This window comes from Mesorhizobium sp. KR9-304, from assembly GCF_040049215.1.
GTDB lineage: Bacteria > Pseudomonadota > Alphaproteobacteria > Rhizobiales > Rhizobiaceae > Mesorhizobium_K.
In genome coordinates this window covers 435,471-447,996 of record NZ_JBDZDN010000001.1, presented here as the reverse complement: position 1 = coordinate 447,996, position 12,526 = coordinate 435,471, and the positions used below count along the sequence as shown (strand labels likewise).

Below are 12,526 nucleotides of genomic sequence, written 5' to 3'. Positions count from 1 at the left end.
GCGGTTCGAGTCCCCGCGAAACACCATTCAGTCGTGGCTTTTCTGAAGCACTTTGCCCGTTTCGAGAAAGTGCGGTCATTTCCGCGACTTAGGTGCCTAGCCTTGAGGATGGCTTCGTCGCCGTCGTGATAGGCGAGTGTGATCTCGATCGAGTCGTCGTCGAGCAGCTCGGTGGAGCCATCACACGTGCCGCTTCCCGTTCGGCATGCCGGTCAGCTAGCGTCGGGCAGGCATCGACCAGCAGGCCGTGGCGGTTTCTCCGCCGAGCTATGTCCCATAAAGCACAGTTTGGTCTCCTTGCCTTTGCGCTTGCGATAGAGCCGGGCATTCGAATCGGTAGTCGAGGCATGTATTTCGTTCGAGCGCTTGTGGCCATGGAAGTCCGCTTCCGCGTTTCGCCCGCCCCCTTCAGCCGGTGGCTCGCCCGAGCCGTCCTTCGGTTTGACGCTCTTCATCGATGCCAACGCCTCGATCAGTGTGCCGTTGGCAGAGAAGTGGTCGGTAGACAGATGCTTCTTCACCTTGGGCTGCGCCAGCACCGGACCTAAGAACTTTGCCGCGATGTCGCCTTCCAGCAACCGGTCGCGGTTCTTTGAGAACACCGAATGGTCTCAGGCCGCGTCGTCGGCACCGTCGCGGCGATAGAACCGAGTGATCCGGCGGATGAGAATGCTGGCAGTAGTAGACAATAGTTGTTTTTTCACGCGCGGTCCGCTGCCTGAAGAACGACGTCAAGTGTGGCGGTTCTCCATGTGCCGTTGCGCGCCGAAACCGTTGCCTCTTCAGAAATCATCTCGATCAGCTTCTTAGTCGCGGTCGTCATGGCGTCGGGGTTCCGCGCGTCCTGGCGGACGGTTCGCACGAAGCTTGAAAAGGCTGGCGCCGTGGGGCCGCGCCTGACGCTGAAAGGACTGCGGCACACAGTGGCGACGATCCTCGCCGAGATGGGGTTCGACGACAGGACAATCGCCGACATGCTGTCGCAAAAAACCGAGGCGATGGCGCGCCACTATTCGAAGCGTGCGAACAAGACCCGGAAGCTGTCGGCTGTGGTAAAGGATTTCGACGCCGAAGTGAACAGGCGGCGAACGCAAAATGTCAAACCCGCGTAGCCAAAGTGTCAAACCGCAACATGAGAGCGGCGCAATGAAACCCGGAATTGCTAACGAAAACAGTCAGTTGGAATGGTGCCCAGGGGCGGATTCGAACCACCGACACGCGGATTTTCAGTCCGCTGCTCTACCAACTGAGCTACCTGGGCTTTTCTCCGAGGTGGGCGGCAGCCCGGCCCGGAAGACGGGAGGCTCGAAAGCCTCTCGGAAAACGGGTGGGTTATAGCATGGGAAATCGGGCTGTCCAGCGCTTTGGCAACCGGATTTTGAAGGCCTGTCGGAACGACCCGGACGCCGCCGGGCGCGCCGCGTGTCCGGCTGCTCAATTCCGCCGGGATTCCGGGGACGGGGGCTCGCCGTCGGGCTTGGCGTCCTCGTCCTCGTCGTCGCGTGCTGGAATGACATAGGCGCCGGTCAGCCAACGGTTAAGGTCGACGTCCTTGCAGCGCGTCGAGCAGAACGGATAGGTCGCACGGGCGGACGGCCCGCCACATTCGGGGCAGGGGCGTTTGGGCCGGAGCGGCGTTATTTTCGCGCCGCCTTCGCTCACCGCGCGATCATCCCCCTGCCCATTATCCCCTGGCTCCGGAGAGCCAGTTGAAATGCACTTGGTAGCCGTCGCCGTTGAGCAGGGCGACCGTCTCGTAGAGCGGCAAGCCGACGACATTGGTGTAGGAGCCGACGAGTTTGACCACGAAGGTCCCGGCCAGCCCCTGTATGGCGTAGCCGCCGGCCTTGCCGCGCCACTCGCCCGAGGCGAGGTAGCTTTCCAATTCGTCGCGGCCGATGCGCTTGAAGCGCACCCTGCTCTCGACGAGCCTCTGGCGCAGCTTGCCGGACGGGGTGACTAGGCAGACGCAGGAATAGACGCGGTGCGTGCGCCCCGACAGCAGCTGCAGGCTGTTCGATGCCTCGTCGATCATCTCGGCCTTGGGCATGATGCGCCGGCCGAGCGCCACCACCGTGTCGGCGGCAAGCACGAAAGAAGGCTGGTAGTCGGCTTCGCTTTTCAGCGAGGCCAGCGCCTTCTCGGCCTTCTCCTTCGCCAGCCGCTTGGCGAGCGAGCGCGGGTGCTCGGAGCGCTGCGGCGTTTCGTCGATGTCGGCCGGCAGAAGCCGGTCCGGCTCGATGCCGGCCTGCTGCAGGAGTTCGATGCGGCGCGCCGAGCCCGAGGCAAGCACAAGCTTCTGGAAAACGCTCATCCGGGTACCTGGTCGCCAGCGGCGGTCCTATTTGAAGCGATAGGTGATGCGGCCTTTGGTCAGGTCGTAGGGGGTCATCTCGACCAGGACCTTATCGCCTGTGAGCACGCGGATACGGTTCTTGCGCATGCGGCCGGCGGTGTGGGCGATGATCTCATGCTCGTTTTCGAGCTTCACCCGGAACATCGCGTTGGGCAGCAATTCCGTAACTGTACCCGGGAACTCGAGGACTTCTTCCTTCGGCATTCTTTACCTTTGGTCTGGATTTGATTTCCGGCGCCGGTCCGGAAGTGCGCGGAACCTATATGATTGTCGCGGCTTTGTGAACAAGCTTAATCTGCGCCGTTTTGCCGTGATTTCCCGCCGAAACGCTCCTTTATCCTGGCCTTCAGACGGTCGCGCATGTCGCGATAGGCGGCGATCACCTGTTCGCGGGACCCTTGCGTCGCCGTCGGGTCGGCGGTCGGCCAGTATTCGACCTCGACGGCGAGCGTGCGGGTGAGCTCCAGCGCGGCGTGATGCGCCTCGGGCGCCAGTGTCACGATGAGGTCGAAATAGTCATCCTCGAGATCGGCAAGGGTTCTCGGCATGCGGTCCCCGGGCGCCAGCCCATCTTCGGCAAGCACCGCGTCGACGAATGGGTCGGGCGTGCCGACATGGATGCCGGCAGAGGCCACGAAGACCGAGGGCGGAAGAAGCTGCCGCGCGAGGCGCTCGGCCATCGGCGAGCGCACCGCGTTCATGCGGCACATGAAGAGCACCGAGCGGGGGAGGGCGTGCGCCAGCATCATCCGCGCCAATGCAGCACGCAGACCAGCGTGAACAGCCTGCGCGCGGTGCCGAAATCCATCTCGATCTTGCCGGCAAGGCGTTCCTTCAGCGTCTGCGAGCCTTCGTCGTGGAGGCCGCGGCGGCCCATGTCGATCGCCTCGATATGGGACGGCGTCGCGCTGCGGATCGCGTCGTAGTAGCTCTCGCAGATCATGTAGTAGTCCTTGACGATGCGCCGGAACGGCGTCAGCGACAGGATGTGGGTGACGACCGCCTCGCCGTTCTCGCGCGAGATCGCGAAGACGAGCCGCGCCTCGACCAGCGACAGCTTCAGCCGGTACGGCCCTTCGCCGGTGTCGCCGACCGGGCGGAAACTGTTCTCCTCGATCAGGTCGAAGATCGCCACCGCCCGCTCGTGCTCGACATCGGGCGTCGAGCGGCCGATCGTGTCGTCGAGTTCGACGTCGATCAGGCGCGCGTTGAGGGGGTCGGGCCGCGTCATCTTACATGTTGAGGCGTATGGCGACCGAGCGCCCATGCGCGTCGAGACCCTCGGCCTTGGCCAGCGCGATGGCGGCGGGCGCGAGCTTGCGCAGTTCGTCCGGGCCGAGCTTCAGCACCGAGGTGCGCTTCATGAAGTCGAGCACGGAAAGGCCCGACGAGAATCGCGCCGACCGCGCGGTGGGCAGCACGTGGTTCGAGCCCCCGACATAGTCGCCGATGGCTTCCGGCGTGTGGCGGCCGAGGAAGACGGCGCCGGCATTGCGCATCCTGGCGAGAAAACCTTCCGCGTCGGCGATGGCGAGTTCGACATGCTCGGCGGCGATGCGGTCGACGAGAGGTATTGCCGCGAAAAGGTCGCCGACCAGGATGACGGCGCCGAAGTCACGCCAGCTCGCAGCGGCCGTCTCGGCGCGCGGCAGCGACTTCAGCTGGCGCTCTACGGCCGCCTCGACGCCTCTAGCGAGACCCGCGTCGTCGGTGAGGAGGATCGACTGCGCCGAGGCGTCGTGCTCGGCCTGCGCCAAGAGGTCGGCGGCGATCCAGTCCGGATCGTTGTCGCGATCCGCCACGACAAGCACTTCCGACGGGCCGGCGATCATGTCGATGCCGACCGTGCCGAAGACCTGCCGCTTGGCGGCGGCGACATAGGCATTGCCCGGACCGACGATCTTGGCGACGGGGCGGATCGTGCCGGTGCCGTAGGCGAGCGCAGCGATCGCCTGCGCGCCGCCGATGCGGTAGATCTCCGAGACGCCGGCAAGGTCTGCCGCGACCAGCACGAGCGGGTTGATGACGCCGCCGGATGCGGGGACCGTCATGACGATGCGCTCCACTCCGGCGACGACGGCGGGGATGGCGTTCATCAGAACCGAGCTCGGATAGCTCGCCGTGCCGCCCGGCACGTAGAGGCCGACAGCCTCGATCGCCGTCCAGCGCGAGCCGAGCTCGACCCCGGCGGCGTCGACGTAGCGGTCGTCGGCCGGCTTCTGGCGCTCATGATGCGAGCGGATGCGGCCTTGCGCGAACTTCAGCGCCTCGACGGTTTCGGCATCCGCCGCCCGATATGCCGCGGCAATGTCGGCCCTGGTGACGGCGATGCCGAGCGACATCAGGTCGGCGCGGTCGAATTTCTGCGTGTAGTCGATGAGGGCCACGTCGCCCTCGGCGCGCACGCGGGCGATGATTTCACGCACCGTGGCGTCGACATCCGGCGAGGATTCGCGCTTGGCCGCGAGAAACGCGGCAAAACGCGTCTCGAAATCGCTGTCGGACTGGCGGAGCGTCACGGCCATCTGTCGGTCTCTATCGGTCGATCTTGTGTTCGGGACGGGAGGACGCGCCCCAGGCGCCGCCGAGATCGACGAGCCGCGCCTCGATGCATTCCACTTCGAGCCGGATCGCGCCGCCACCGGCGAAAACGAGATCGATGACGCCGGCCGGCGTATCGGTCGCCGTGTAGGTGACCGCGAGCAGCGACAGCACTTCGTCCGGCCTGGCGCGGGAGATGCCCGACAGCTTTGCCGCCTGCACCCGGGTGAAATGCATCAGGCTGTTGCGCCGTTCGGGCTGCGGCCTGCGTTCGGTGGCTTCCTTCTCCCAGGCGAAGCGATACATCGGCACGACGAACTGCTTCGTGACGGCGACGAATTCGAGGTCGCCGACCTTCATCACCGCGTCCTGCACATGGGCGGAGACGATCTTCAGGTCTTCCTCGTCGAGGGCAAGAAGTTTCAGCAGATCCATGGAAGGGAACGCCTGTCGGTTCGGTTTCCGGGCCTAGTTATGCGGTCTTTGCGGGGCGTGCAACCGGGCAGCGCCAGTCTATCCTCCCCCGCGAAGCGGGGGAGGGGGACCATGCGCAGCATGGTGGAGGGGGCGCTCCTCCGTCCATTCGGGCCTTGCCGGGGCGCCCCCTCCGTCCCTTCGGGCCACCTCCCCCGTAAACGGGGGAGGATCATGGCGCTCATGACGTGTCGGGGCGCCGCAGCGCATGGAGGGCCAGCGCGTGGGCGTGGGCGAGGATTTCGTCGACCTCGCGGACGCGGCGGCCGTGGATCGCTGAGGGATCGTAGCGCGTGAGACGCCCGCCGGGCGGACGGCCGGGACGCAGCGGCCATATGCGGCGAGCCGGCCGGTCATGGGCGGACCGTGCTGCCCTTGCCTGACGGCGCGCAAAGCGTTCTGCCTGCCCCTCGATATCGTCGAGCGCGGCGGCAAGGGCGGCGAGGCGCTGGGTGAGGCGCGTGGCGTCGATCGGGTCGTCGCGCGACGGCGGCGGGGGGAGGGGATGCGGCGCGGCAATGCCGGGAAGGAGGATGCGCGGAGCGGCGTGCGGGGGCACGGTGCGGCGGGCATTCGAGCGGAGAGGGCGTAGCGGCTCGAAGAGGGGGAGGGCGATTGCGCGACGGGTGCCCCCTCCACCGGCTTCGCCGGTCCCCCTCCCCCGTGAACGGGGGAGGATCAACCCGGCTTCAAGGTCCTTGGGCGACAGGGTGACGGCGATGCCGAAGCGGCGCAGCGTCGGCTCCGGGCTGACGGGTTTTGGCTGGAATGGGCGCGGGGGTGGCAGGGTTACCGTGAGGCCCCGCGCGGCGGCGATGATCAGTCGGCGGGCGGCGGATTCGGCCGGACGCAGCAGGCGCAGAATGGCGAGGCGCAGGTGACGGGGGAGAGTGGGGTGGCAGTCGGCAGTCGGCAAAGGGCAGTCGGGATGCGTGCCACCATCGGCAGCCCCCGACTGCCGACTGGCGATTGCCGGCTGCCCCAGCCCGGCCATGGCGACCAGGCCGGCGAGGATGCGCTTCAGCGCATTGAGGTTGTTGTCGATCGCCAAAGTTCCGTCCATCGCCGCCTCCTTTCAAGGCGGCGGGATTATGGGGCAGGTCGGGAGGGGTGTGGATAAAAGGTGGGGGGATTTTTTGGGGGAGGGCTTGTCTGTCCCGCGTGACTGCACTGCGTCGTCGGTGAAGCCCTTCAGCGTTGTGTTTCTACATGAAGGGACGATTGGTAGGGTCGGCTATTGCGTCCAACCACGGCACCAAATCGCCGGCCTTCATGGGGAACCCTTTCTTGGTACGCTTGACGCCGCAATCCCTCATCACTTCCAGTATGCTCCAACCATGATACTTTGCGGTGAGGGCGTGGTTCATCACCTCCATCAGTCCGTCGAACTCAACCTCAGCGCACACGTCGTTCAATTCTTGAACCGAGCAGAAAACAACGTTGCGCTTATCCTGATCCGTGATGTCTGGATTTTCCTGCGCCATCCCCCGTGCGCGCTGCATGACGGCGTCACGAAGTTTGCCCGCCATCTGCATCCACGCGTCCATGGTCAGGACCACTCCGATGGCAGTCGCTGAAACGGATTGATCGGTGTATACGCCACGGCGGGCATGCGAGAAGAAGCGCCAAAGTTGGAACACCGCCTTAGCCATCTGCTCGAACCCCTGTTTGGCACTACTCAGGGGGTCTTCGGCGAACTGGGCTTCAAACGTCAGCTTGGTCGCTTTACATTCTATGGCAATCTTGATCTCATTGCCGTCCATCACAAGACAGTCAGGTGGGTTGACCTTTAGACCCTTTGGCCCGTAGCGGTCGCCGCTGAACGCTTCCACGCGCCCGTGATAAGCGACCAGTAGCTTGCGGATATACTGCTCGAATCGGCGATTGGCCTTCTCCATCATCTGTTGTGAGCCGGCCATGAAGTCGTAGTACAGGCCGGCCGTGACGCGAGCCAACACAAGGGGCGGAAGCGGCGCGATGTAGCCAGTTTCTCGGGCGTCGGTGCGGCTGAATAGGGGAAACCGCCGCATGAGGCTCGGCATGTAGGCTATTCTCAAAGGGCGCCCGATGCGCCGTGTCATCTCGCGATTGAGTTCGGCGGCTCGCGAGCGCGCCTGCACCACGTCTATGCTAAGTATTGAAAGAGTCTTGTTCAACTGGTCCTGGCTGAATTCGGACTTCGTTAGGTCGGGCATTCGTGTCCAAGGCTGGTCGAACAGCAGGCCGCAGATCATTAAGCTCATGAGCATGAAGTCCTGCACGGACAGCCCGTTGCGCTCCCGAAAGTACTCAGCGCAGTCTCCCTGCCCGTAAACATAGGCATATCGGAATATCTGCTCGCGGTTGGTGCCACGCTGCCATGAAAACTGCCTCTGCCCAATCCGGTACATCTCTTCGAAGATATCCTCCGGTCGAGACGTTAGCGCGTACTCGCACTCCTCGATATCGCGCAGGAACCGTGTCAATTCGAGCAAGGAGTCGAATTTGGTAAGGTTCGTAATGTGGTGCCGGCCTTCGCGTGGCTTATCCTTGGCCGTCGTCAGGAGTGACGTGATGAAAGTTTCCAACTCCCACTTATAGATGGCCTTTGGCTCATCCATCGTGGAAACGTCAGCATCCTCCGGGAACTTCAGAAAAGGCTTCGCTGAATCTACGCGGCCCGACTGGATGGCATGGACTGCCCAAATGGCCTGCAGGGCGTGCTCGTCTGCGGAGCGCGCCAGAAACCGACAATAGCGACCACGCGCGAGAATTAGTCGGGGTCGTGTCGGCTTCAGCAGTTCGCGTTCCTTGCCCATCGCCTGATACATATGGAAATATTTGCTGAAATTTTGGAAGGCGCCGTCGCCTTTGACAGCACATGTTCCACGGTCGAGTTCTTGAGGGACTGACCCTTAGATTTTGCAAATGCAAGCAGCTAATACAAGGGGCTCATATCTCGGGACATACTGCCGATCCACAGCGGCGGCTTCGGAACTATAATCTGATCATTGAGCAACAGGTATGGCGTCGCGGCCTGCCCTTGCAGGCGTTAAGGGCGAAAATGGGAACTCCTGCGACCCCCTCTCTTGGATTTTCTACGAAGTAGCGTCGGCCTTCGGCCTGCTCCGCTAAGATCGTGAAAATCCTTTCTCCCCCGCAAGGGGGGAGATCACGTCGGGCGCGGTAGAAGAAATCTTGCCCAAGGCGTGGTCCTTCCTTCTCCCCTCGAGGGGGAGAAGGTGCCTGAACGAAGTGAAGGCGGATGAGGGGTATTCGCCAAGCTGGAACACCCCTCATCCGTCTCGGCGCTGCGCGCCGATCCACCTTCTCCCTCAAGGGGAGAAGGGAGGTGCTCCGTTGCGCCCGCCTCAGCCCGAAGGCATCGCAGAAACGTCCATCCACATCGCGCCGATGGCGTGGCCGTCGGGGTCGGCGAGGTCGCGTGTGTACATGAAGCCGTAATCCTCGATGGGATTGATGTCGGCCGTGCCGCCGTTTGCGGCGGCCGCGGTGGCCATCGCATCGACGGCGTCGCGGCTGTCCAGGGACAGCGCCAGCATGACCTCGCTGGACCCTGACGGCGGGATGGGGCGGGTGGTCATGGTCTGCCATTTTTCACGGCTGAGCAGCATGAAATTGATTTCGTCGCTCCACACCATCCCCGCAGCAGTCTCACCGGTGAATTGGGGATTGTTCCTGAACCCGAGCGATTCATAGAAAGCCATGGACGCCTCCACGTCGGTCACCGGGAGGCTGATGAAAATCTTCCTGCTCATTGATCGTTCCTGCGTTGTTGAGCTGCCGGTCGGGCGGCCGGTGGCTGCTTGAAGACGGTTGACCGCCTGCGAAACTGACATGGCATCTCTCTCATCTTTCTCGTTGTGGCGCACAGGCGAGGCTCGGCATTCGCGGTCACAATCGCGGCGAAGCTGCTATGAAGAGCATTCCCGCGATTCTCCGTGCTCCTGCAGATGTCCCCCAGCGCCCTCGAAATCCTGAAAACCGTCTACGGCTACGATGCGTTCAGGGGACCGCAGGCGCGGATCGTGGAACACGTCATCGGCGGCAACAACGCCTTCGTGCTGATGCCGACGGGCGGCGGAAAGTCGCTTTGCTACCAGATCCCCGCCATCGCCAGGCCGGGCATGGGGCTGGTCGTGTCGCCGCTGCTGGCGCTGATGGCCGACCAGGTGGCGGCGTTGCGGCAGGCCGGCGTGCGGGCGGCGGCGCTCAATTCGGACCTGGCGGGCGACGAGCGCAGCGCGCTGTGGCGCGACGTCCGCGGCGGCGGCCTGGACCTGCTCTACGTCGCGCCCGAGACGCTGCTGCGGCCCGACGTGCTGGAGCGGCTGGACGGCGTGAAGCTGTCGCTGGTCGCCATCGACGAGGCGCACTGCCTGTCGCAATGGGGGCATGATTTTCGCCCGTCCTACCGGCAGCTCGACGCGGTGGTGGCCCGCTTCGCCGGAACGCCCAGGATGGCGCTGACGGCGACGGCCGACGAGCCGACGCGCCAGGAAATCCTGACGCACCTCGCGATCGCCGGGAGCGACGCCTTCATCGCCGGTTTCGACCGGCCCAACATCCGCTACGCCGTCGAGGAAAAGGACAATCCGCGCGCGCAGCTGAAGGATTTCCTCAAGCGGCGCCGGGGCGAAAGCGGCATCGTCTACTGCCTGTCGAAGCGCAAGACCGAGGAGACGGCCGCCTGGCTGTGCGACCAGGGTTACGACGCGCTCGCCTATCACGCCGGCATGGACAAGACGGCGCGCGAGGCCAACCAGACGCGCTTCCAGCGTGGCGAGGCGGTGGTCATGGTCGCCACCATCGCCTTCGGCATGGGTATCGACAAGCCGGACGTGCGTTTCGTCGTCCATGTCGACCTGCCCGGCAGCATCGAGGCCTACTACCAGGAGACCGGCCGCGCCGGGCGCGACGGCCTGCCGGCAGACACGCTGATGCTCTACGGCTCCGGCGACATCGCGTTGCGCAGCCGCTTCATCGAGGAGTCGGATGCGCCCGACCAGCGCAAGCGTATGGAGCGCCAGAAGCTGGACGCGCTGCTCGGGCTGGCCGAGACGGCGCACTGCCGCCGGCAGGTGCTCTTGTCCTATTTCGGCGACCATAGCGAGCCATGCGGCAATTGCGACACCTGCGCCGAGCCGCCAAAGCTGTTCGACGGCACGATCGCGGCGCAGAAGGCGCTGTCCTGCATCTACCGCACCGGCGAGCGTTTCGGGCAGGCCTATGTCGTCGATGTGCTGCTGGGCGTCGGCAGCGACCGCATCGTCCAGGCCGGGCACGACCGCATCTCCACCTTCGGCATAGGCGCAGAACACGACAGCCGCACATGGCGCGCGATCCTGCGCCAGCTGGTTGCGCTGAGGTTCGTCGATGTCGACTTCGCCGGCCATGGCGGCCTGTCGATAGCGCCGGCCGGCCGCGATTTTTTGCGCGACAAGCCAAAGCTGATGCTGCGCGTGGCCTCGGCTCCGCGCGCAAGGGGAGACAAGGATCGGCGCGAGAGGAGCGCGCGCGGCGCGGCGCAGGCGGCCGTCGCCGACGCGGACCGCGACCTGTTCCAGGCGCTGAGGCAGAAGCGCATGGAGATTGCGCGGGCGCAGAACCTGCCGCCCTATGTGATCTTCCACGACAAGACGCTGGCCGAGCTGGCGGCGGCCAAGCCATCGTCGCGCGCCGAGATGGCTGAGGTGGCAGGTGTCGGCGAAACCAAGCTCGACCGCTACGGCCCGGCCTTCCTGGCGGTGATAGAAGAGCACCGGTGACGACGGCTGGCGGGACTTCGCCCGCCGCCGAAATTCAACCAGGGAGAAGATAAGGGCGCAGCGCTGCGCGCTCAGCTCGAAAGCCGCTCGACGACAGCGCCGCATGCGGTGAGCTTGTCTTCCAGCCGTTCGAAGCCGCGGTCGAGATGGTAGATGCGGCTGACCGTCGTCTCGCCTTCCGCCGCCAGACCCGCGATGACCAGGGAAACCGAAGCGCGCAGGTCGGTCGCCATCACGGGCGCGCCCTTCAGCCGCGATACGCCGTCGACGATCGCCGTCTGGCCGGCGAGCGAGATGTGCGCGCCGAGGCGGGCAAGCTCCTGCACATGCATGAAGCGGTTCTCGAAGATCGTCTCGGTGATCTTCGATTGTCCGCTTGCCATGGTCATCAGGCCCATGAACTGCGCCTGCAGGTCGGTCGGGAAACCGGGGAAGGGCGCTGTCGTCACGTCGACCGCGCGCAGCCCGTTGCCGTTGCGCCTGACGCGGATGCCGTCCGGTACGGCGGTAATCTCCGCGCCGGTTTCCGACAATATGTCGAGCGCGCCCTGGAGCAGATCCGCCCGCGCGCCCTCGAGCACGACATCGCCGCCGGTCATGGCGACCGCCATGGCGTAGGTGCCGGTCTCGATGCGGTCGGGGATGACCCGGTGGCGGGCTCCCGACAGCGAATCGACGCCCTCGATGGTGATGGTGGAGGTGCCGGCGCCGGATATCCTGGCGCCCATGGCGTTCAGGCATTCGGCGAGGTTGACGACCTCGGGCTCGCGCGCCGCGTTCTCCAGCACCGTCTCGCCCTTGGCGAGCGAGGCCGCCATCATCAGCACATGCGTCGCGCCGACCGAGACTTTCGGGAAGACGAAGCGGTTGCCGGTGAGCCTGCCGTTCCTGGTCTTGGCGACGACATAGCCGCTTTCGACGTCGAGCTCGGCGCCCAGCGCCTGCAGCCCGTCGAGGAAGAGGTCGACCGGCCGCGTGCCGATGGCGCAGCCGCCCGGCAGCGACACTTTCGCCTCGCCCATGCGGGCAAGCAGCGGCCCGATCACCCAGAAGGACGCCCGCATCTTCGACACCAGCTCGTAGGGGGCCGTGGTGTCGACGATGTGGCGCGCCGAGAAGTTGATGGTGCGCGAATAGCCTTCGTTCTGCTTTTCGCGGCGGCCGTTGACGGAATGGTCGACGCCGTGGTTGCCGAGAATGCGGATGAGCTGCTGGACGTCGGCCAGATCGGGCACGTTTTCCAGCGTCAGCGTGTCGTCGGTCAAGAGCGAGGCGATCATCAGCGGCAGCGCCGCGTTCTTGGCGCCCGAGATCGGAATGCGGCCGTTAAGCTCGTTGCCGCCCTTTACCCTGATGCTGTCCATGAAACTATTCCCCCGCCGGTTTC

The 12,526-nt window shown here is 64.8% G+C and carries 13 protein-coding genes, 1 tRNA gene and 1 pseudogene; 2 read left to right on the top strand and 13 right to left on the bottom strand.

Features of this window, described 5'->3' with window-relative positions; all coding sequences use genetic code 11:
• Nucleotides 1-187 precede the first annotated feature (187 nt).
• Nucleotides 188-650, bottom strand: a pseudogene (locus ABLE71_RS02205) (IS5/IS1182 family transposase); the annotation flags it as partial.
• A gap of 87 nt (nt 651-737) precedes the next feature.
• Here ABLE71_RS02205 and ABLE71_RS02200 point away from each other — a divergent pair.
• The gene (locus tag ABLE71_RS02200) at nt 738-1,112 is read left to right on the top strand and encodes a tyrosine-type recombinase/integrase (RefSeq protein WP_348781734.1); all 375 of its coding nucleotides are present in this window, start codon (nt 738-740) and stop codon (nt 1,110-1,112) included.
• A 73-nt stretch (nt 1,113-1,185) separates the two neighbouring features.
• Here ABLE71_RS02200 and ABLE71_RS02195 read toward each other — a convergent pair.
• From ABLE71_RS02195 to ABLE71_RS02145, 11 genes are all read right to left on the bottom strand, one after another.
• A tRNA-Phe gene (locus ABLE71_RS02195) sits at nt 1,186-1,261 on the bottom strand.
• A 173-nt stretch (nt 1,262-1,434) separates the two neighbouring features.
• Nucleotides 1,435-1,662, bottom strand: coding sequence for a DNA gyrase inhibitor YacG (yacG, locus tag ABLE71_RS02190; RefSeq protein ID WP_348781733.1), 228 nt, complete (start codon nt 1,660-1,662; stop codon nt 1,435-1,437).
• A gap of 22 nt (nt 1,663-1,684) precedes the next feature.
• A complete protein-coding gene (locus ABLE71_RS02185) occupies nt 1,685-2,314 on the bottom strand; it encodes a Maf-like protein (RefSeq protein WP_348781732.1) in 630 nt (209 codons plus the stop codon).
• 27 nt (nt 2,315-2,341) lie between these two features.
• Nucleotides 2,342-2,560, bottom strand: a complete 219-nt coding sequence (infA, locus tag ABLE71_RS02180) for a translation initiation factor IF-1 (RefSeq protein WP_019172992.1) — start codon at nt 2,558-2,560, stop codon at nt 2,342-2,344.
• Nucleotides 2,561-2,646: 86 nt separating this feature from the next.
• A complete protein-coding gene (locus ABLE71_RS02175; RefSeq protein WP_348781731.1) occupies nt 2,647-3,102 on the bottom strand; it encodes a low molecular weight phosphatase family protein in 456 nt (151 codons plus the stop codon).
• A complete protein-coding gene (locus ABLE71_RS02170; protein ID WP_348781730.1) occupies nt 3,102-3,587 on the bottom strand; it encodes a UPF0262 family protein in 486 nt (161 codons plus the stop codon). The genes ABLE71_RS02175 and ABLE71_RS02170 overlap by 1 nt, the downstream gene beginning before the upstream one ends.
• A gap of 1 nt (nt 3,588) precedes the next feature.
• Nucleotides 3,589-4,881, bottom strand: a complete 1,293-nt coding sequence (gene hisD / locus ABLE71_RS02165; RefSeq protein WP_348781729.1) for a histidinol dehydrogenase — start codon at nt 4,879-4,881, stop codon at nt 3,589-3,591.
• A gap of 10 nt (nt 4,882-4,891) precedes the next feature.
• A complete protein-coding gene (locus tag ABLE71_RS02160; RefSeq protein ID WP_348781728.1) occupies nt 4,892-5,332 on the bottom strand; it encodes a DUF2948 family protein in 441 nt (146 codons plus the stop codon).
• Nucleotides 5,333-5,552: 220 nt separating this feature from the next.
• A complete protein-coding gene (locus ABLE71_RS02155; RefSeq protein WP_348781727.1) occupies nt 5,553-6,434 on the bottom strand; it encodes a hypothetical protein in 882 nt (293 codons plus the stop codon).
• A gap of 142 nt (nt 6,435-6,576) precedes the next feature.
• Nucleotides 6,577-8,181, bottom strand: coding sequence for a hypothetical protein (locus ABLE71_RS02150; protein WP_348781726.1), 1,605 nt, complete (start codon nt 8,179-8,181; stop codon nt 6,577-6,579).
• A gap of 540 nt (nt 8,182-8,721) precedes the next feature.
• Nucleotides 8,722-9,210 carry a VOC family protein gene (locus ABLE71_RS02145; protein ID WP_348781725.1) on the bottom strand — a complete coding sequence of 163 codons (489 nt, stop codon included), beginning with the start codon at nt 9,208-9,210 and terminating at the stop codon, nt 8,722-8,724.
• A gap of 114 nt (nt 9,211-9,324) precedes the next feature.
• On the opposite strand from ABLE71_RS02145, the gene recQ reads away from it, so the two are divergent.
• Entirely contained in the window at nt 9,325-11,139 is a 1,815-nt protein-coding gene (gene recQ, locus ABLE71_RS02140) for a DNA helicase RecQ (protein ID WP_348781724.1), read from the top strand.
• Between the two features lie 71 nt (nt 11,140-11,210).
• On the opposite strand, the gene murA is transcribed toward recQ, so the two are convergent.
• The gene (gene murA / locus ABLE71_RS02135) at nt 11,211-12,503 is read right to left on the bottom strand and encodes a UDP-N-acetylglucosamine 1-carboxyvinyltransferase (protein WP_348781723.1); all 1,293 of its coding nucleotides are present in this window, start codon (nt 12,501-12,503) and stop codon (nt 11,211-11,213) included.
• Nucleotides 12,504-12,526: the final 23 nt, after the last annotated feature.